Annotated in this window: 20 protein-coding genes; 16 read left to right on the top strand and 4 right to left on the bottom strand. The window is 43.0% G+C overall.

The window, feature by feature from the left end:
- The 12 genes from secY (at position 1) to F8C76_RS08770 (ending at position 10,537) form a co-directional block, all read left to right on the top strand.
- On the top strand, positions 1-1,344 hold the full coding sequence (secY, locus tag F8C76_RS08825) for a preprotein translocase subunit SecY (protein ID WP_152131338.1): 1,344 nt from the start codon (positions 1-3) through the stop codon (positions 1,342-1,344).
- 3 nt (positions 1,345-1,347) lie between these two features.
- Positions 1,348-1,563 (top strand): translation initiation factor IF-1, encoded by a 216-nt coding sequence (gene infA, locus F8C76_RS08820; protein WP_008613577.1) that lies wholly within the window; start codon positions 1,348-1,350, stop codon positions 1,561-1,563.
- A 5-nt stretch (positions 1,564-1,568) separates the two neighbouring features.
- Positions 1,569-1,685 (top strand): type B 50S ribosomal protein L36, encoded by a 117-nt coding sequence (ykgO, locus tag F8C76_RS08815; protein WP_013621733.1) that lies wholly within the window; start codon positions 1,569-1,571, stop codon positions 1,683-1,685.
- Positions 1,686-1,687: 2 nt separating this feature from the next.
- On the top strand, positions 1,688-2,062 hold the full coding sequence (gene rpsM, locus F8C76_RS08810; RefSeq protein WP_116218574.1) for a 30S ribosomal protein S13: 375 nt from the start codon (positions 1,688-1,690) through the stop codon (positions 2,060-2,062).
- 107 nt (positions 2,063-2,169) lie between these two features.
- Positions 2,170-2,562, top strand: a complete 393-nt coding sequence (rpsK, locus tag F8C76_RS08805; protein WP_129653236.1) for a 30S ribosomal protein S11 — start codon at positions 2,170-2,172, stop codon at positions 2,560-2,562.
- 104 nt (positions 2,563-2,666) lie between these two features.
- The gene (gene rpsD, locus F8C76_RS08800) at positions 2,667-3,272 is read left to right on the top strand and encodes a 30S ribosomal protein S4 (protein ID WP_129653235.1); all 606 of its coding nucleotides are present in this window, start codon (positions 2,667-2,669) and stop codon (positions 3,270-3,272) included.
- 21 nt (positions 3,273-3,293) lie between these two features.
- Entirely contained in the window at positions 3,294-4,286 is a 993-nt protein-coding gene (locus tag F8C76_RS08795; RefSeq protein ID WP_116218571.1) for a DNA-directed RNA polymerase subunit alpha, read from the top strand.
- Between the two features lie 61 nt (positions 4,287-4,347).
- Positions 4,348-4,848 (top strand): 50S ribosomal protein L17, encoded by a 501-nt coding sequence (rplQ, locus tag F8C76_RS08790; RefSeq protein WP_129653234.1) that lies wholly within the window; start codon positions 4,348-4,350, stop codon positions 4,846-4,848.
- A 98-nt stretch (positions 4,849-4,946) separates the two neighbouring features.
- Positions 4,947-6,059: a glutamine-hydrolyzing carbamoyl-phosphate synthase small subunit gene (gene carA / locus F8C76_RS08785; protein WP_152131337.1), complete on the top strand. Its 1,113-nt coding sequence runs from the start codon at positions 4,947-4,949 to the stop codon at positions 6,057-6,059.
- 118 nt (positions 6,060-6,177) lie between these two features.
- Entirely contained in the window at positions 6,178-7,470 is a 1,293-nt protein-coding gene (eno, locus tag F8C76_RS08780) for a phosphopyruvate hydratase (RefSeq protein ID WP_116218568.1), read from the top strand.
- A 119-nt stretch (positions 7,471-7,589) separates the two neighbouring features.
- A complete protein-coding gene (locus F8C76_RS08775; RefSeq protein WP_152131336.1) occupies positions 7,590-9,131 on the top strand; it encodes a glycogen synthase in 1,542 nt (513 codons plus the stop codon).
- A gap of 122 nt (positions 9,132-9,253) precedes the next feature.
- Entirely contained in the window at positions 9,254-10,537 is a 1,284-nt protein-coding gene (locus F8C76_RS08770) for a citrate synthase (RefSeq protein WP_152131335.1), read from the top strand.
- A 52-nt stretch (positions 10,538-10,589) separates the two neighbouring features.
- Here the strand turns inward: F8C76_RS08770 and F8C76_RS08765 are convergent, their stop codons facing one another.
- Complete coding sequence (locus F8C76_RS08765; protein WP_129653229.1) at positions 10,590-11,051, bottom strand: hypothetical protein; 462 nt, start codon at positions 11,049-11,051, stop codon at positions 10,590-10,592.
- A gap of 283 nt (positions 11,052-11,334) precedes the next feature.
- On the opposite strand from F8C76_RS08765, the gene F8C76_RS08760 reads away from it, so the two are divergent.
- Both F8C76_RS08760 and ctlX read left to right on the top strand, forming a co-directional pair.
- Entirely contained in the window at positions 11,335-12,249 is a 915-nt protein-coding gene (locus tag F8C76_RS08760; RefSeq protein WP_152131334.1) for a dimethylarginine dimethylaminohydrolase family protein, read from the top strand.
- A gap of 68 nt (positions 12,250-12,317) precedes the next feature.
- Complete coding sequence (gene ctlX / locus F8C76_RS08755; protein ID WP_152131501.1) at positions 12,318-13,223, top strand: citrulline utilization hydrolase CtlX; 906 nt, start codon at positions 12,318-12,320, stop codon at positions 13,221-13,223.
- 327 nt (positions 13,224-13,550) lie between these two features.
- Here the strand turns inward: ctlX and F8C76_RS08750 are convergent, their stop codons facing one another.
- On the bottom strand, positions 13,551-15,077 hold the full coding sequence (locus tag F8C76_RS08750; protein ID WP_152131333.1) for a BCCT family transporter: 1,527 nt from the start codon (positions 15,075-15,077) through the stop codon (positions 13,551-13,553).
- Between the two features lie 673 nt (positions 15,078-15,750).
- On the opposite strand from F8C76_RS08750, the gene F8C76_RS08745 reads away from it, so the two are divergent.
- Both F8C76_RS08745 and F8C76_RS08740 read left to right on the top strand, forming a co-directional pair.
- A complete protein-coding gene (locus F8C76_RS08745) occupies positions 15,751-16,344 on the top strand; it encodes a hypothetical protein (protein WP_152131332.1) in 594 nt (197 codons plus the stop codon).
- Positions 16,345-16,542: 198 nt separating this feature from the next.
- Positions 16,543-18,387 carry a hypothetical protein gene (locus F8C76_RS08740; protein WP_152131331.1) on the top strand — a complete coding sequence of 615 codons (1,845 nt, stop codon included), beginning with the start codon at positions 16,543-16,545 and terminating at the stop codon, positions 18,385-18,387.
- Positions 18,388-18,406: 19 nt separating this feature from the next.
- Here F8C76_RS08740 and F8C76_RS08735 read toward each other — a convergent pair whose 3' ends face one another.
- Positions 18,407-18,592 carry a hypothetical protein gene (locus F8C76_RS08735; RefSeq protein ID WP_152131330.1) on the bottom strand — a complete coding sequence of 62 codons (186 nt, stop codon included), beginning with the start codon at positions 18,590-18,592 and terminating at the stop codon, positions 18,407-18,409.
- A 113-nt stretch (positions 18,593-18,705) separates the two neighbouring features.
- A complete protein-coding gene (locus F8C76_RS08730; RefSeq protein ID WP_152131329.1) occupies positions 18,706-20,202 on the bottom strand; it encodes a carboxypeptidase-like regulatory domain-containing protein in 1,497 nt (498 codons plus the stop codon).
- Between the last annotated feature and the right edge of the window lie 851 nt (positions 20,203-21,053).

Below are 21,053 nucleotides of genomic sequence, written 5' to 3'. Positions count from 1 at the left end.
ATGAAGAAATTTATAGATACCATATCAAATATCTGGAAGATTGAGGAACTGAGACAACGTATCATCCTTACCCTAGGGTTGTTGTTGGTATACCGTTTTGGTACCCGAATTGTCCTTCCTGGTATTGATACTACGCAATTGACCCAATTGAATACGGCCGCCGAGGATGGTATTTTGGGATTGCTTAATGCGTTCACCGGAGGAGCTTTTGCCAATGCATCAATATTTGCACTGGGGATTATGCCTTATATCTCCGCATCCATTGTGGTACAGTTGATGGGAATTGCCATTCCTTATCTGCAAAAATTGCAGAAAGAAGGGGAAAGTGGTAGAAAGACCATCAACCAGATTACACGATGGTTGACCATTGGTATCTGTATTGTTCAAGCTCCTGCATATTTGTACGGACTTGGAGCACTTGGAGTTCCAGATAGTGCCTTTGTATTGGGCAAAGGGTTGGACTTTATTGTTCCAGCAGTGATTATTTTGGTGACCGGATGTGTTTTTGCCATGTGGTTGGGTGAAAAAATCACGGATAAAGGTATCGGTAACGGTATCTCCCTATTGATCATGATCGGTATTATTGCCACCATGCCACAGTCCTTTGTTCAGGAATTTGTTTCAAGGACTACCAATAACACAGGAGGTATCATGTTTATGTTGATTGAGGTCATTGTTTGGTTCTTGGTCATCCTGGCCAGTGTACTTTTGGTAATGGCGGTAAGACAGATTCCGGTACAATATGCTAGAAGAACAGCTTCAGGTGGATACGAGAAAAACGTAATGGGAGCGCGCCAGTACATTCCTTTAAAATTGAATGCCTCTGGAGTAATGCCTATCATTTTCGCACAAGCTATTATGTTTGCACCAAGTTTATTGGGAAGAACATTCAACAATACAACTGTGGGACAATGGATGGAGGTTCAGTTTGCCGATATATTCGGATTGGCCTACAACATCTTGTTTGGAGTATTGATCATCATTTTCACCTACTTCTATACGGCAATCACCGTGCCTACCAATAAAATGGCAGATGATTTGAAGAGAAGTGGAGGTTTTATTCCTGGTATCAGACCTGGAAAGGAAACTGGTGATTATTTGGACAAGATCATGTCATTGATCACCCTTCCCGGTTCCGTGTTCTTGGCACTGTTGGCCGTTTTGCCGGCCATCGTGGTAAAGTTGATGGATGTACAGGCCGGATGGGCACTGTTCTACGGAGGAACATCATTGTTGATCATGGTTGGTGTGGCAATAGATACCGTACAACAAGTGAACTCGTATTTGTTGAACAGACATTACGACGGTTTGATGAAAACCGGAAAGAATAGAAAAGTAGCATAATTTATGGCAAAACAGCCAGCAATAGAACAAGACGGATCTATCATTGAAGCATTGTCCAATGCAATGTTCAGGGTAGAATTGGAAAACGGACACGTGGTAACGGCACACATCTCCGGGAAAATGAGGATGCACTACATCAAGTTGCTCCCCGGGGATAAGGTAAAGTTGGAAATGAGTCCATACGATTTAACGAAAGCAAGAATTACTTATAGATACTAATTACGATGAAAGTAAGAGCATCAATAAAGAAGAGGAGTGCCGAATGCAAAATAGTTCGCAGAAAAGGCAGATTGTACGTAATCAACAAAAAGAATCCTAGATTTAAACAAAGACAAGGGTAATTATGGCAAGAATTGCAGGTGTAGATATACCTAAACAAAAGCGTGGCGTTATTGCACTTACCTACATCTTCGGAGTAGGTAAAAGTAGGGCGCAAGAGATTTTGAAGACCGCCCAAGTAAGTGAGGATACAAAAGTTTCTGAATGGAACGATGATGAAATCGGTCGTATCAGGGAAGCTGTTTCCGCTTATACCATTGAAGGTGAACTTCGCTCAGAGACCCAATTGAACATCAAACGATTGATGGACATCGGTTGTTACCGTGGAATTCGCCACAGAGCAGGATTGCCGCTTAGAGGTCAGCGTACCAAGAACAACTCTAGGACCAGAAAAGGAAAAAGAAAGACGGTTGCCAACAAGAAAAAAGCAACTAAATAATAAGCAGTAACAGTCATTAGTTAGTATTTAGACGTTAGAAGAATCTGTTTGAAATGTAAAAGTCTAGGATTCCAATAACTAAGAGCTAACACTAGAAACTAAAAAATATGGCAAAGGCAAATACCAAAACAGCAAAAAAACGTAAAGTGATCGTCGAATCTACTGGCGAGGCACACGTTGTTGCATCTTTTAATAACATCATCATATCCCTTACCAACAAAAAAGGGGATGTGATTTCATGGTCTTCCGCAGGAAAAATGGGATTCCGTGGTTCCAAGAAAAATACCCCTTATGCTGCCCAGATAGCAGCAGAGGATTGTGCAAAAATCGCCCACGAAGCAGGTTTGCGCAAAGTTAAGGTATACGTGAAAGGACCAGGAAACGGTAGGGAATCTGCCATCCGTTCCATCCACAATTCGGGAATCGAAGTTACCGAGATTGTAGATGTTACACCACTTCCACACAACGGTTGTAGACCACCCAAAAGAAGAAGAGTTTAATTTTAGTATATTCAACGGCCCAATAGGGTCTTCACCGAAGGTGCAGTTAGATTATCGAAGGATAAGCCTTAATTCATAATCGCACTTTCCAATTTTTAAAGAAGATGGCAAGATACACAGGACCAAAAACAAAGATCGCTAGAAAGTTTGGAGAAGCGATATTCGGGGACGACAAGTCTTTTGAAAAGAAAAATTATCCTCCAGGACAACACGGTAACAACAGACGCCGTGGTAAAAAATCGGAATATGCCGTTCAGTTGGCCGAAAAGCAAAAGGCCAAGTATACCTATGGTATTTTGGAGCGTCAGTTCCGTAACCTTTTTGCAGAAGCGAAAAGAAAAGAAGGAGTAACCGGTGAGGTATTGCTTCAATTGTGCGAATCCCGCTTGGACAATGTGGTCTACAGAATGGGTATTTCCCCTTCCAGAAGAGGAGCGCGCCAGTTGGTATCGCACCGTCACATTACCGTAAACGGTGATGTAGTGAACATTCCTTCCTACAAATTGAAGCCAGGTGATGTAGTAGGTGTTAGGGAAAAATCCAAATCCGTTCAAGCCATCGAAGATTCATTGGCCAACAACAGTAGTGTTTACGAATGGATCACTTGGAACTCGGCTACAAAAGAAGGAACTTTTGTAACCATTCCAGAAAGACTTCAGATTCCTGAAAACATCAAGGAACAACTGATCGTCGAATTGTACTCTAAATAAGAATTCAACATTAATCCAATTATGGCATTACTTAATTTTCAGAAGCCCGATAAAGTTATAATGATCGATTCAACAGATTTCGAAGGGAAATTTGAATTCCGCCCTTTGGAACCTGGCTATGGATTAACAGTTGGGAATGCGCTGAGAAGGGTATTGCTTTCCTCTTTGGAAGGTTTTGCCATCACTTCTGTGCGCATAGATGGAGTTGAACATGAGTTTTCTGTTATCCCAGGCGTTGTTGAAGACGTAACTGAAATCATTTTGAACCTTAAGCAGGTTCGTTTTAAAAGACAGATTGATGATGTTGAGAGCGAGACTGTTTCCATTTCCGTTAGTGGAAAGGAACAATTGACCGCTGGTGATTTCCAAAAATTTATCTCAGGATACCAAGTACTCAACCCAGAGTTGGTGATCTGTAACATGGATCCCAAAGTGAGCATCAACCTTGAGATCGTTATAGAAAAAGGACGTGGTTACGTTCCTGCCGAGGAAAACAAAAAATCCAATGCACCTTTGGGAAGCATTGCCGTGGATTCCGTTTACACTCCGGTGAAAAACGTAAAATACAGCATTGAGAACTTCAGGGTAGAACAAAAGACCGATTACGAAAAATTGGTTTTCGAGATTCTTACCGATGGTTCCATCCACCCAAAAGATGCGTTGACCGAAGCTGCCAAGGTTTTGATCCATCACTTTATGTTGTTCTCTGATGAGCGCATCACCCTTGAGGCTGATGAAATAGCACAAACAGAGACCTACGATGAGGAATCTTTGCACATGCGTCAGCTGTTGAAGACCAAATTGGTAGACATGGACCTTTCCGTAAGAGCCTTGAACTGCCTTAAGGCTGCCGAAGTGGATACTTTGGGAGACTTGGTTTCCTTCAACAAGAACGATTTGATGAAGTTCAGGAACTTTGGTAAAAAATCTTTGACCGAATTGGAAGAGTTGGTCATCAACAAAGGCCTACAATTTGGTATGGACCTTTCCAAATACAAACTAGATAAAGATTAATAATCATATTTTGCTCTCCCAATAACGTAGGGATTTGGTAGCAAGATGATAAATTGAAACAATGAGACACGGAAAGAAGTTTAATCACTTAGGAAGAAAATCGGCCCATAGAAAGGCGATGTTGGCCAATATGGCTTGCTCACTTATAGAGCACAAGAGAATCAACACCACAGTTGCCAAGGCCAAGGCTTTGAAACAATTTGTGGAGCCCTTGATCACCAAGGCCAAGACAGAGAACAACCAAACTGCCGAAAAAGGTATGCACAACAGAAGGATTGTTTTCAGTAGCCTAAGGAACAAGGAGGCCATTACAGAACTTTTTGGAAGCGTAGCTGAAAAAGTTGCTGATAGACCAGGTGGATATACCCGAATCATTAAGTTGGGTAACCGACTAGGGGATAACGCCGATATGGCCATGATAGAATTGGTGGATTTCAATGAGCTGTACAATGCAGGTCAGCCCAAGAAGAAGACCACAAGAAGAAGTAGAAGGGGAGGAACTAAGAAAGCTGAGCCTGTTGCGCCAGTGGCCGAAACCAAAACCGACGATTCTGAAGAATAAGAACAATGTTATTAACTATTGTATTAGTGGAAAAAGGATAAGTGAGAACTTATCCTTTTTTTATGTTTTTTTGTCATAACTGAAATTAGAGCACACAAATGAAGTATCACGCGAAAAAAAGAGCATTACTATTGTTGGCCGATGGAACCATTTTTTATGGTAAGGCCGTGGGAGGAAAAGAAGGCACCGCTGTAGGAGAGGTTTGTTTTAATACCGGGATGACCGGTTATCAGGAAATTTTTACCGACCCCTCTTATTTTGGGCAATTGATGGTGACCACCAATGCCCACATAGGAAACTATGGCACGCATGCCGATGAGATCGAGTCTGACTCCGTTAAGATTGCAGGTCTTATCTGTAAAAATTTCAGTTACGAATACTCCAGGCCCAGCGCCAATATGAGCCTTTTGGAGTTCTTGGACAAGAATAACCTTTTGGCCATTTCGGATGTGGATACTAGAGCCTTGGTAAGTTACATCAGGGACCATGGGGCCATGAACGCTTTGATATCTACCCGAGTGGATGAAATAGACGCCCTAAAGGAAGAGTTGAAAAGCGTTCCAAGTATGGAAGGTTTGGAACTTTCCTCCAAAGTGTCCACCAAAGAGCCCTATTACTATGGTGATGAAAATTCAACATACAAAATATCCGCTTTGGATATTGGGATCAAAAAGAACATCCTGCGAAACTTGGCGAAAAGGGGAGCTTACATTAAAGTCTTCCCATACAACAGCTCTTTTGAGGAAATGAAGGAATGGAACCCAGACGGGTATTTCATCTCCAACGGACCTGGTGATCCAGAACCGTTGACGGATGCCATTGCCGCAGCCAAGAAAATGATTAATTCCGACAAACCGCTTTTTGGGATTTGTTTGGGACACCAAGTATTGGCCTTGGCCAATGGGGTTTCCACCTATAAAATGTACAATGGGCACAGGGGAATCAATCATCCTATCCTTAATTTGGTGACAGGGAAGGGAGAAATCACTTCGCAAAACCACGGTTTTGCCATCAATAGGGAAGAGACCGAGGCCCACCCCGATTTGGAGATTACCCATACCCATTTGAACGACCAAACGGTGGCCGGAATACGGATGAAGGATAAAGAGGTGTTCTCTGTGCAATATCACCCAGAAGCAAGTCCTGGACCACACGATGCCGATTACCTTTTCGACCAATTTTTTGATGCGATCAAGACTGGAAAAAACTAAAACGTTATAGTTTATTTTTAGGTTATTTAGCACGTTTTATGGGCTGTAAGATGGGGTTAAAAGAGACACCTTTCGTATCTTAGCCCAATTAATAAAAACAACAAACATTTAGTTAAAAATGAGCATTATTATCAACATTCATGCAAGACAGATATTGGATTCAAGAGGTAATCCTACGGTAGAGGTAGATGTAGTTACCGAAAATGGAATTTTGGGAAGGGCTGCCGTACCTTCAGGCGCCTCAACAGGAGAGCATGAAGCTGTTGAACTAAGGGATGGAGGAAATACCTATATGGGTAAAGGTGTGGCCAAGGCTGTGGACAATGTCAATTCGATCATTGCCGAAGAATTGGTGGGTACCTCTGTATTTGAGCAGAACCTTATAGACCAGACCATGATAGAATTGGACGGAACTGCCAACAAATCCAAGCTTGGCGCCAATGCCATTCTAGGGGTTTCCTTGGCTGTGGCCAAAGCTGCTGCCAACGAATTGGGTATGCCCTTGTATCGTTATGTAGGTGGGGTAAGTGCCAACACGCTTCCCGTGCCCATGATGAACATTATCAACGGTGGGTCGCACTCCGATGCTCCTATCGCATTCCAAGAGTTTATGGTAATGCCGGTCAAAGCCAAAAACTTTACCCACGCCATGCAAATGGGGACCGAGATTTTCCACAACCTGAAAAAAGTATTGCACGATCGTGGTTTGAGTACCGCTGTTGGTGATGAAGGTGGTTTTGCCCCTACTTTGGAAGGTGGTACCGAAGATGCTTTGGATACCATTGCAAAAGCGGTTGAAAAGGCTGGATATAAATTGGGTGATGATGTCATGATTGCTTTGGACTGTGCATCTGCGGAATTTTATGTAGATGGAAAGTACGACTACACCAAGTTTGAAGGAGATAAGGGAATGGTAAGGACTTCTGAAGAGCAAGCCCAATACTTGGCCGATCTTTGTGAAAAATATCCAATCATCTCCATTGAGGACGGAATGGATGAAAACGACTGGGATGGCTGGAAGATGCTAACCGATAAGGTTGGTGACAAGGTACAGTTGGTAGGTGACGATTTGTTCGTGACCAATGTAGAGCGTTTGTCCAGAGGTATCGAAAACGGTATTGCCAATTCCATCTTGATCAAGGTAAACCAAATTGGTACGCTTACAGAGACCATTGCTGCCGTGAACATGGCCAAAAATGCCGGGTATACTTCAGTAATGTCGCACCGCTCCGGGGAGACCGAGGACAACACCATTGCCGATTTGGCCGTGGCTTTGAACACAGGTCAGATCAAGACCGGTTCAGCTTCAAGAAGTGACCGTATGGCAAAATACAACCAATTGCTCCGTATAGAGGAAGAGTTGGGAAGCGTTGCCTACTATCCAAAGGAAAAAGCCTTTAAGGTAAAATAAATCATAATGTTTTTTTAGCATTGGAAAAGCCTTTCTCAACAGAGAAAGGCTTTTTATTTGTAACAGTAGCAAACTTTGTATAAATTAATGTTTGTAACTGAACAAACTGAAACGAACCTATGAACAATTTCCTTTTTGTTGCTGCGGAAAATGATGGACTGGCCAATTGCAAGGCCGGAGGAATGGGTGATGTGGTCCGGGATGTGCCCAGGATGATTTCCGAACGTGGAGACAAGGTACACGTTGTAGTGCCTTCCTACGGAAGGTTACATCATGGAGAGCTGCTCAGGACCAACCTGAACTTTAGCCTTAGGGGCTTGGGATACATGGCAGAACTCTATGAGGTAAAGCCCAAAAAGGAATACCCAAATATTGTGCACTATGTGTTGCACCACCCAGAGATTGAGGCAGGGGATATTGCCCATATTTACCATAATGACCCCGAAGAGCCTTTTTATACCGATGCCATTAAATATTTCATTTTTTGTGCCGCAGTGGCCGAGGCCATAAAAAAAGGTGCCTTTGGCGATTTGGATGTGGTCCATTTGCACGATTGGCATTCCAGTCTCTTATTGTTTTTAAGGCAATATCATCCCGAGTACAAAAACCTAAAGGACATACGGTTTGTATATAGTATCCATAATTTGGCGATTCAGGGCATACGACCTTTTGATGACAACTATTCGTCCGTGAAAAACTGGTTCCCCAATGTCCCCATTGATTATAAGGCACTCATGGATTATAGATATAAGGACTGCATTAACCTTATGGCCGTGGGAATCCGTTTTGCCGATGCGGTGCACACCGTTTCCCCATCCTACAAAGAAGATATTTTATTGCCCAGCTCACCACCGGAATTCATAGGGGGAGAGGGACTGGAAAGAGACCTACAAAAAGCGGATAAGGAAGGAAGGTTGTTTGGCATCCTGAACGGATGCAATTACAAAAACATCAACAAGGAATCAAAAGGCTTTATATATAGAAATACGGTAAAGGCCTTGTTCAGATGGTTGCAGGAAGAGTCCAAAAAGTACAAGGCGGATTTTCTGGCCCATACGGGTGAAAAGATCATGGAATTTGTGGATAACAGACCCAAGTTCATTGCCTCCAGTGTGGCCCGGTTGACCGAGCAAAAGTTTTACTTTTTTATGCGTTCCCCGGAAGCCTTTGTGGAGATTTTAAAGAAGCTGGAAAAAGTGGACGGTATCTTCATGCTGTTGGGCACTGGGGCTCCGGAGTATGAGGAGCTCTTCCGAAAATTGAGCTACGAACATAAAAACTTCATTTTTACCAACGGTCAATCGGAAAACTTGATAGACTCCATTTATCTGGAATCGGATCTTTATTTTATGCCCAGCCTTTTTGAGCCTTGTGGTATTAGTCAGATGTTGGCCATGCGTAACGGAAACCCTTGTCTGGTGCACAATACGGGTGGATTGAAAGATACCGTTAAACACATGAAGACCGGTTTCAGTTTTGATGGCGAGAACTATGAGGAAAAGATCAAGAACATGTTGGAAGTTCTGGACCAAGCGTTGGATGTATATCAAAACGATAAGCCTATGTGGAAGAAGATACAGACATCCGCCAAACGCATGCGATTTACATGGAAGAAGTCTGTGGATGAGTATTACAAGGTCCTATACCGATTAGAATCGTAACAATTTTTTGGCAATTGGTATTTTACTGTTAATACCAACACAAATAGTAATTGTAAATTGTTAATGGTTCTGCTTTTTCGTATTTTTCCACCTCTATTTTTACTAATCTATTAAAACATAAAATGTCGGATACAGCTATACTCGAATATGGAGGGAAACGGTATGAATTTCCCGTGGTGAAAGGTACTGAAGATGAATTGGCAATTGATATAAAAAACTTGAGGGCGGAAAGTGGGATAGTGACCTTGGATCCAGGGTACAAGAACACCGGGTCTTGCGAAAGTGCCATTACCTTTTTGGACGGAGAACAAGGGATTTTAAGGTATCGAGGGTATTCCATTGAAGAGCTGGCGGAAAAGGCCGACTTTTTGGAAGTGGCATATTTGTTGATTTTTGGCGAATTGCCCAATAAAGAACAATTGGAAAAATTCCACAGTGATATCAAAGAGGAATCACAAGTGGATGAAGAGATGAAAAAAATCTTGGATGGCTTTCCAAAATCGGCGCATCCCATGGGTGTCCTATCCTCCTTGACCAGTGCCTTGGTAGCATTCAATCCAAGTTCTGTTGATGTCTCTTCCGAAAAGGCTATGTATACCTCCATTGTACGTATTCTGGCCAAGTTTCCGGTTTTGGTCGCTTGGACACAGCGCAAGAAAAAAGGACTGCCATTGGATTATGGTGACGATAGTTTGGGTTATGTGGAGAACATCCATAAAATGATGTTCAAAAGGCCCAACCAAGAATATAGGAAGGACCCTATTGCCATCAACGCATTGGACAAACTATTGATTTTGCATGCAGACCATGAGCAAAACTGTTCCACATCAACGGTACGTATTGTGGGATCGTCCCATGCAGGTTTGTTTGCTTCGCTATCAGCGGGAATCTCTGCGCTATGGGGGCCATTGCACGGTGGGGCCAACCAAGCCGTTTTGGAGATGTTGGAAGCTATACAGGAAGATGGTGGGGATACCAAAAAATATATGGCCAAGGCCAAGGATAAGAATGACCCCTTCCGATTGATGGGCTTTGGACACCGAGTATACAAAAACTTTGACCCGAGGGCAAGGATCATCAAAAAAGCTGCCGACGAAGTATTGGGCAACTTGGGAATAAATGATCCTATCTTGGACATTGCCAAAGGATTGGAGAAAGAAGCTTTGGAGGATAAGTACTTCGTGGATAGAAAACTATATCCTAACGTGGATTTCTATTCCGGAATTATTTACAGGGCGTTGGGCATCCCAACCGAAATGTTCACCGTGATGTTTGCTTTGGGAAGATTACCCGGGTGGATTGCACAATGGAGAGAGATGCGACTTCGAAAAGAGCCTATCGGAAGACCACGTCAGATTTATATTGGCGAAAACTTGAGGTCTTTTGTTCCCTTGGAAAAAAGATAGGCAGCATAATAAAAAGGCGATTGAATTTTCAATCGCCTTTTTTGTAGAACCTTTAATGGAAGTTACCCGAATCAAGATTTAGGAGCCGATCATTGTCATAGCATATCCGCATAATTTCGCGGTGGTAGTATTCTTGTGTTTTGGAGATATCGTCATGAAGCGACACAAACGCTTTGGATTGTTCAAACCGTGCGTGCAAAAATTCGTGCGCGTCTATATAGCTCAAGTTTTTTAGGGTAGAGTCCAGAGAAGCCCTGAATTTTTTTAGGGAAGCTTCGACCATCTCCATATCCCTGCCACTTTCTTCAAAAGCAGCTTCATATTTTGAGGTTTTCTTTTTGGGGAAATCCTTCATATCGATGCATTCCTTGAATTTTGCGGAATACACCACAGGCTCTTTATGCTCAGCCTTGGTGTCGTCTGAAAAGAGACCTCCGTAATGCTTGGCATTGATTTGACCAAGGATGGCAACCAGCCCTACGACCAATATGGAAGAAAAAAACACTTTTTTCATTTTGTAAGAAAAATCTTAGTACAAATGTAATAATTAAAAAAGTAGTCTTCACATTTCTAGGGTAAAAAAATGCATGAAGTAGTGGTTTTTAATAACATGATAATCAAATTATTAAGATTTTGCCTAATTGCTAATGTCAACTAAAGGAAACCCATAAAAAGACTATGGTTTTTTCTTTTCCTACAAACGGAAAATAGATAGTAAAACACTAGATTTGCCTTAAAATTTCAGGGAAAACCCCATGTATCTTGATACTCATGTATCAATAATAGCATAACCCGGTATGATGCAATTGAATATTTTGGATGAAACCAGCCCCTTGAAGGCGGTAATTTTGGGTACGGCCAAGAGCTGTGGTCCCATACCTAGTCCTGATGAGGCCTATGATCCCAAATCCTTGGAGCATATTTTGGCAGGAACCTACCCTAAGGAAGCCGATATGATCTTGGAAATGGATGCCTTTGCCCAAGTGTTCCAGAAACATGGAGTGGAGGTATATCGCCCAGAAGTATTAGAGGACTGCAATCAGATTTTTGCCCGAGATATTGCTTTTGTGATAGAGGACAAACTTTTCCACGCGAATATCCTCCCAGATCGCGAACGGGAGTTTGTGGCCATTCATGAGGTGTTGGACAAAATAGACCCCAACAAGGTCATTCGCCCTCCGGAAGAAGTCCATATCGAAGGAGGGGATGTAATGCCCTGGAACGATCATATCTTTATTGGAACCTACACCGGCCCGAATTACCCAGATTTTATCACGGCCCGTACCAATAAGGAAGCCGTGGAGTACATCCGAAGGATGTTTCCCCACAAAACCGTAAAGTCTTTTGAACTGCGTAAATCCAACACCGACCCTAAGGAAAATGCCTTGCATTTGGATTGCTGTTTTCAGCCGGTGGGGAAGGATAAGGCCATTTTGCACAGAAACGGATTTCTGTTGGAAGAGGAATACCAATGGTTAGTGGACTATTTTGGAAAAGACAATGTTTTTGAGATTACCAAGGACGAGATGTACCAAATGTTCAGCAACGTATTTTCCATTTCACCCGAAGTGGTGGTGTCCGAAAAAGGATTTACCCGACTGAACAACTGGTTACGGGAGCAAGGTTTTACCGTAGAGGAAATCCCCTATGCCGAAATTGCCAAACAAGAAGGGTTACTTCGTTGCAGTACCATGCCTTTGATTCGGGAATAATACCCACCTTTGCCTAGAGAAACTTAACAAAACAAGCATTGAGAGCACAGATCACCAATACCATTCTCATGATTCGTCCGGTGGCTTTCCGGATGAACGAACAAACGGCCGTCAACAATTATTTTCAGGAAGACTTGGACCTAAAGAACACGGAGATCAACCAGAAGGCGCAGCAAGAGTTTGACACTTTTGTGCAGGAGCTTCGGGACCATGGGGTCCATGTGGTCGTGGTAGACGATATCAAGGAACAGGACACCCCGGATTCCATTTTTCCGAACAACTGGGTCTCCTTTCATGAAGATGGGACGGTTTGTGTATACCCTATGTTTGCCGAAAACCGAAGAAAGGAACGCCGGGAGGACATTTTGGACATTCTGGAGCACCAAGGTTTTGCCATCAACAATGTCATGGACTATACCGAGGCCGAGGAAGAAGGTGTATTTTTGGAAGGAACGGGAAGCATTCTTTTGGACCGGGTCCATCAAAAGGCGTATTGCGCCCTATCCGAACGGGCCCATGAGGAACTTTTTATTGAGTTCTGTGAGGATTTTGACTGTTTCCCCGTCATTTTTACGGCCAACCAGACCGTGGACGGGCAGCGTTTGCCCATTTACCACACCAATGTGATGATGGCCATGGCCGAGACCTTTGCGGTGATTTGTTTGGCCACGATCGATGACAAAAAGGAGCGCAAGAATGTAGTGGACCATCTTAAGATGGACGGTAAGGAAATCATAGACATTACCGAAGATCAGATGTACCGCTTTGCAGGGAACATGCTCCAAGTAATCGGGGCCAATGACCAACGGTTTATGGTGATGAGTTCAGCTGCATACAACAGTCTTCGTGATAATCAAATCAAGACCATTGAGAAACATTGCACCATCATCCACAGTCCGCTGGATACCATTGAGACCTGCGGTGGTGGCAGTGCACGTTGTATGATGGCAGAGGTGTTTTTGCCTAAAGCGTAGGGGTTCGACACGAATGGCACCAATTTTCTCGAATGCTTTGACGTCAATCTGAGCAAAGCGAAGAATCTCTTCTGAGGTTTTGACACTAATAGCACCAATTTTCTCGAATGCTATGGGTCATTTCGAACCTTGTCCTGAGCGAAGTCGAAGCAGCTGTGGGAAATCTATTTTTTGTTTTACACGAATGGCACGAATTATCTCGAAAGCCTTATGTCATTTCGAACGAATGTGAGAAATCTAAAGGTTGGAAGGGATTCCTCAATCGATGTTTTGTATCTCATATCGAAATGATAGGATAGGCATTGGTCATTGCCCATTGTTAATTGATCATTGAGTATTGCCTTTGAATCCGCTTAAGAACACCGCAGCCATGAACACCATAAAAAAGGCAAAGGGCAGGGAAGTGATAATGAGCAGTTTCTGAACGGCAGTAAGCACATCAATATCCGGTTTGGCATTGCCAAGAAGAATGAGCGCCAAGGTGGCCAACAAAATAAAGATGGACCAGATAAGTCGATGCTTCTTTTGGGGATCGGGATTACCCTTGTCCGTGAACATGCTCAACACAAATACGGCGGAATCCACCGAAGTGACCAAAAAACTCACCAATAATAAAATAGTGATGCCATTGAGCAGTCCCGAAAGCGGGTATTCCCCAAAAAAGATGAAGATGGACGAGAACACACTGCCAAACTCATTGTGGTAACTACTCCAACCTTCAATGATTTCAAAGGCCGAAGTGCCAAAGACCGAAAACCAAAAGAAGGTTCCCAGCGAAGGGATGATCAATACGCCCAGTAACATTTGCCGCAAGGTACGCCCTCGGGAAATCCGGGCGATGAAAATACCGGTAAAGGGTGCCCAGGCCAACCAGAAGGCCCAATAGTAAAACGTCCAATCAGTGAGGAAGTCTATGCCGGGGTTGTAGCGCCCCACGGCGATGCTCATCGGAACAAAATCCATAAGGTAGTGCCAAGACGCCTTTCCGAAGGAAAGAAGGATATCCCCCATATTGCTATTGACGAACACAAAGGCCAACAATAGCAACGTCACCAAAATATTGAACTTGGAAATCTGTTTGATGCCCTTGTCCACCCCCAACCACACCGAGACAAACGCAATGGCTGAAATCAACAATGCCAGCAGTAGGGTAACCGTCACCCCCAACTCGGAATGGAACACATGGTTAAGCCCTCCGGTAATCTGGGCGGTGCCCAGACCAATGGCGGCGATCAACCCAAAAACAGTGGTGATGATGGCTAAAATATCCACCGCATTGGCGCGTTTGGTGCCCTTGAATTTTTGAGGGATGGAACTGCTTACCAATACTTTTTGGTGTTTGGCAAAGAGCGCATGGCCAATGATCAGGGCAAACAATCCGTAAAAGGCCCAAGCGGTAAAGCCCCATTGGTAAAAGGTGAACTCAAGCGCGAGGATTTCCGGGGTGGTGTTGGAGGCAAAAGGCGGGTTTTGCTGCATAAAAACGGGTTCTTGCACCGCCCTGAGCAAAATTCCGGCTCCCATGCCGGTGCTGTAGAGCATACTGGCCCACGCCCAAGTGGAATGTTCCGGTTTTTCGTTGGTTTTGCCCAATTTGAGTTTGCCCCAGGGCGATACGGCAATGCCCAAGAGCAGCAGTACGCAACCGAGGCCCAGATACAGGTAAAAATACCCGAAGTGGCCCCGCATCCAGAGCGAAAGCACCTCAATGGATTGGTAGCTCCACTCCGTGAACAGGAACACCACTGCCGAGAACAGCAACAGCAGCCCTGTGGAGACCGCCAATAGTGGGTTATGTTTTAAGAAGTTGTAAATACGTCTTAATTTGTCATTCCCGCTCAGGCGGGAATCCATTTGTTTTTTCGAAGATAACAGGAAATCTGCACTTGTCATTTCGAGCCCTGTCCTGAGCATAAAGTGAAGGAGCTGTGAGAAATCTTTTATGGTTTGACACGAATGGCACGAATTTTCTCGAATCCTCTATGTCATTTCGAACGAATGTGAGAAATCTATGGGTAGTTGGGATTTCTCAATCGATGCTTTGCATCTCATATCGAAATGACGGTTAGCCTGGTTTTGTCATTTGGAGCGCAGTCGAGAAATCTCTTTTCGGGGTTTGACACGAATGGCACGAATTTTCACGAATGCCTTATGTCATTCCTGCGAAAGCAGGAATCTTTTTCTTTTGGGCTGGTGGATTCCCGCGTGCGCGGGAATGACAAGATGGCCATTGTTCATTGAATAGTGTTTATTGCGATTTGTCAACCGCTATAGGTTTTCTCGTCATATCTTGTAAGATAATTTGGTGAAAAATATTATATTGGTCTAACTTTTAACAACTTCCCCCAAAACCTTTTTTTTTGAAATGCCGTCCTAGGAATGGGACATGGCCAAGGATGTTCTACCGCCCCAAACCGGAGACTGGAAATACCCATGCATAATGGCAAGCTTTTTTTTTTGATGTTCTGTTCCAAAAGGAACAGAACATAGCGTAGAAAAATAGAGTAACGTTTTAAAGCACTGAAGTATGAAACCAAAACCAAAACGCGTTATAGCGGTCTGCACCCTGATCTTTGCCGTGTGTACCTTTGGGCAATCCATTAAAAAGGACTCCATATTGGATTCCGTGCCCCAAGCGGTGCAAGAGGTCTTGCCCCCGGAAGAGCCCAACGAGGTCCCGGAAACCAAAACCACCAATGCCCCAAGCAGCATAAGTTGGTACAACAGCCTTGACGAACCTTTGGACACAACCTTGGCGGCCACAATGGCCGCATTGGCCATTGCCGTAGTAAGTTTTCTCATTTCATTTACACATGTCGAAATGGGTAGGATAAACACCATTCTCACCAATAGAGGTCTTCTCACTGAAGACGACATACATTATGCAAAGACTGTAAAAAAGGGCATAGAGCAGGTCATGGTCTCATTTTATTTTTTCTTGGTGTTCTTGGTTGAATCCTTGACGTTGGACAAATGGGAAGAGCCGTATGGCTGGCTTGGCCAATACGATTGGGCCAATGGATTGGACCTGGCCTTGGCGAGTGGAGCCTTTGCTGTTGGATTGGTGCTGTTGACATTGGGCGTGGGAACCATGAAATCCATGGTGGATTATAAGGTATGACGAAAAGACAGCCAAAAGAAAGGGCCAAAGTTTGACCCTTTGTATTTTTAAAGCGTACCTATTGAAACCGCTATAGGCTTTCTCGCTATACCTTGTAAGATATTTTGGTAAAAAATATTATATTGGGTTGATATTTAGAAGTTTCCCTCCCCTAATTTTACTTCAATAAGACTCTTTAATTATTAAATAAATAATCGGATGAGGTTAGAGAAAATACTAGATAAACTCGGCTCAATTGAAAAAAACTCTTTCATTAAAATCATAGATAATATCATATCTAAGGATCCAAAAAACAAAAAGGAAATTAATGAGATTCTGATTACATCAGATAAGGGATTGAAATCTGTTGATAGTCAGAATATTGCTAACATTTTTACTCTGATTTCTAGTGAATTCAAAGAGCATATAAAATCTGAATTTCAAGAGATTACATCACAGTTGGACATCTTAATTGATATAATAATTAAAGATGGAAACTGCATAATGAAACAAGATTGGTTCTCGCGGCTATATGAAGCAGAAATCAAAAACTTAAATTCAAAAATTAAATCACTAAATGCTGACTTTGAGAACGAAAAATCTGATTTAAGTGAGATAAGAAAACGAGATTATCAAATATACAAGTCTTGTCTTTATACAGCATATAAGAATGATGTGGAAAGTAATAGGGACCCAAGAATAACATCAGATGAGCTATCAATATTACTAACCCTATCCAAGCAACTAGGCCTTTCTCAGGAGGAGATTAAATTGATTAATTACTCAATACTCCCAATTAAGAAAAAGGATATTCAAGACGTCATTAAAGAGTTAAAGAACATTGGAGTTATATTTTATTCTAACAAAGAGAATACGATTTATGTGGCGGATGAAATGGTTAGGATATTGAGAGAAGTTCGAGAAAAAGAAGTTGCAGAAAAGTTCTATCGTAGAACGCTCAAATTATTGAGAGAGCCCATAATAAATCAAATAGCAAGGGAGCATAACATTGATAGAAACCATACATTTTCTCAAAAAATTGAAGGAATAATAAAAGAGGGAGTTCCATTCACAAATTTATTGCTCTCAAAAATTTATAAATCAGATAGTACTCTAACCCAAAGGAAAAAGATACTTAATGAATTATGTGAAAAAGGATTAAATATTAAGAATCTAAAAGGAGCTACGTTAGATGAAAAAATTGAAAGCCTAATCAAGTATTTTGATAATGTTGAGCGTGATGAGAAAGTGGGAATTTCTTTGGATGGCTTTGACAAGCTCTTGTCTGAACTCAACGTAACTCTTCCAAAATTAAATATGCAGATAAGGGAACAATTCCAATTTCAAGAGGAGTATGTTCTGAAAGCTGATTTTCTGCTTGACTATAACATAAAGCCTAGAGATATTCTTGATTTGATTTCCAAGGAGGACCTCAAAATGTTTATTAGGGAAAATGGAATTAAACAACGAGGGGACGACATACTTAATATTCTTGAATTTTATAAAGATGTTGAAAACCTTTACTTGGAGAATTATGAAAACGTGGCTTATCGTGATTTAAATCAACTGAAGGAAAATGGGATTGCAATTAAGGAAAGCGAACTTGGGTTAAAATTTGAAGAACTGACTAAAGTTATTTTCAAAGGACTAGGTTTTAATGTGGATGATAAGTTTAGAAATCAACTAAATACAAAAAAGGATATGATGGATATTCTTTTGAACCTAGGTAACGATGAAATAATTATAGTTGAATGTAAATCGGTTAAAGAAAGGGGTTATAACAAATTTAGTACAGTGTCTAGGCAGTTAAAGTCTTATCAAAATCTCGCTATCAAAAATAACCTGAGAATTGCTAAGATATTACTTGTATCACCTGAATTTAGCGATGACTTTATAGCGGACTGTGAACTGGATACTGAAATGAATCTATCACTTGTTCCAGCAGCATCACTTCGTAATATTTTTGAAGCATTTAAGGATTCCACATATCAAGAGTTTCCATATGTTTTGTTCAGAGATATCGTAATCAATGAGGAAAGGATTCTTAAAGCTCTTCGTAAGTAAGTGGTGAAAATGCATTGGACTAAACCCTCAATTCAATCATAATCCCCCTAATCGCTTCCACCACATCTTGCACCTCCCTTCGGGAGAAGGTGTCTTCTTCCAAAAAGAACAACATAAAAATTCCAAACTCTAAAATTTGGGCCAATTTTTCGGGAGAGCCGTAGCCGTCCACAATCCATTCTTTAAAAGTCTCGTCTTTTTCCATAATAGGAGTAAGAAAAGCGTTTTTCGGCGATGGGTACATGTCATATATGACAAGTGGGGTAAAAGGTGTTGGGTGAAAGGTGAACCTGAGAACTAAAAACTCAACCCTTACAACTATTCTTCCACAGTAAATTCCCGTATGGCTTGGTTGGGCTCCATAATGGTATGGCCTTGCCAAAACCCGGGGTCGTAGGTGGGCATATAGGTGGCGCGTACGGTCTTGTCCTCTTTAAAGTTGGTAAACCGGTCTTCGGGCATCACTTCTTGGTCAAACACCACCAATTCCCATTTTTGGGTGGGGCTCATCCTAAAATCTATGTTCAGCGAGAGTTCGTTCTGCTTGCGGCGGCCCTTTACGTGCTTGTTCTTTTCAATCACTTTTAGCGGTCGGTCCACGGCAAAGTAGCGGCCAAAGGTAAAGTCCATAAAGCGGAGGTCGTACTTGCCATTGGGCAGTTGGGCAAAGCGCATGGTGCCCTTGTAGAGCACTTCGCGGTAGGTAATGCCCAGCAGCCTAAAATTGCGCAGACGCTCGGTGTTCTGCACATCCAGCCGCATAATGGCAAAGTCGGCGATGTTGATGTAGAGGCGGCCCTTGAACTCGGCACTGCCCCGCTTGGGCTCGTAGTCGATCACGTAGACTCCGGCATCGTCCATTTCGGCATAGCCGGCCAGGGTAAAGGCATACTTTCGGGTCTTTCGGGTAAGGTCCAACTTGCTGTCCTCTTGGTAGTAGAGTTCGTTCAGTAGTTCCTTGAACGCGCTTCGTTGGGAATCCACCAGACCGGAGATGGTGTCCTTTTCAACTTCGTCCTGTAGGTTTTGGGCCTCTTCCTCCGCCATTTCGCTGAGGATGGAATCTACTTGCACCTTTTGGCTAAAAATGCCCGATTTGATCTTCAGGTAGGAATCCGGTTTTATGTTCTGCTTAAAAATGGTCTGCATGCGCTCGCCCAGTTCCTCAAAGGAGCCCACTTGGTTCTTGTCGTACAGGTCGGCCGCCTTGATGATGTCCAGTTTGTATTTGCCGTTGTGCTTGTAGAGGTCGCCCAGACTTTCGGTATAGGTTTTGGCATTTTTGGGGATGCTTGCCGCAATGCTGTCCATGAGTTCCTTATTGAGCTCCGCAATGCTGGATTCCTCAAACCCGAAGTCCACCTTGGTGATGGTGGCCAGCTCGGACTGCCGCAAAAAGAAGCGCTGTTTCACGGGTTCCTTGTTGATGTTCTGCGGAAGGCGCTCCACCATTTTCTCGATGATCTCGTCCACGGTAAGTTCCTTGTCGAACACGTACACGCCGCTGAGTTCTATGGCTTTGGGCTGGAGCAGCACCACACTGTCCTGCAATTGGGCAAGGGCAAAGCCCTGTTTGGCGTACCCCATGGAGGAGATATGGATGGAATCGGGTGCGGAAGCGGCTTCCAAGGTAAAGCTGAAACGGCCTTCATCGTTGGTGATCGTGCCTTGGTGTTCGCCATACTGCACCGTGGCATACGGAATGCCTTTTTGGGTCTTGGCATCCACCAGCCGGGAGCTGATGGTCTGGGCGGTCATGGGCAGGGCCATGAGGAAACATAATATTGGGAAGATCTTGGTGTTGGGCAAGGTCATCTGTTCGTTTTTGATGTGTTTTTTATAAAGACAGGGCAACTGCCAAAGGGTTGCATTTAGAGTAAGACGATGCAAGAGGGGATTTGTAACAGGGTATTTGGGATTTGACACGAATGCCACGAATTTGCTCGAATCCTCTATGTCATTTCGAACGAATGTGAGAAATCTATGGGTAGTTGGGATTTCTCAATTGATGCTTTGCACCTCATGTCGGAATGACGTTTTGCTTTTTTTGTCACATCGAGCGCAGTCGAGAAATCTCTTTTTGGTTTGACACGAATGGCACAAATTTACTCGAATGTTCTATGTCATTCCTGCGAAAGCAGGAATCCATTTTGTTTTGGGCTGGTGGATTCCCGCCTGCGCGGGAATAACAGTGAGAATGGTTATGGTCCTATCACTTTTCATTCTGAGCCCTGTCCTGAACGAAGTCGAAGGAGTTGTGGGAAATCTCTTTTTGGATTCAGATTTCTCAATCGTCCCGACCGCTTTCGGGACTCATGTCGGAATGACGTTTTGCTTTTTTTGTCACATCGAGCGCAGTCGAGATGTTTTGTCCACCTTTCGACTGCGCTCAAGATGACAAAACGCGTAATGGTTTGACACGAATGACACGAATTTTCACAAATGCATTTGTCATTTCGAACGAATGTGAGAAATCTATGGTTGGTTGGGATTTCTCAATCGATGCTTTGCATCTCATGTCGAAATGACGTTTTGCCTGTTGTTGTCATTTCGAGCGCAGTCGAGAAATCTCTTTTGGTTTTTGACACGAATTACGCGGATTTTCTCCAATGTCTTCTGTCATTTCGAACGAATGTGAGAAATCTATGGGTTAGTTGGGATTTCTC

This window comes from Flagellimonas olearia, assembly GCF_009184425.1.
Classification (GTDB): domain Bacteria; phylum Bacteroidota; class Bacteroidia; order Flavobacteriales; family Flavobacteriaceae; genus Flagellimonas; species Flagellimonas olearia.
Note: the sequence above shows the minus strand (reverse complement) of the source record. Positions and strands in the feature narration are given on the sequence as shown.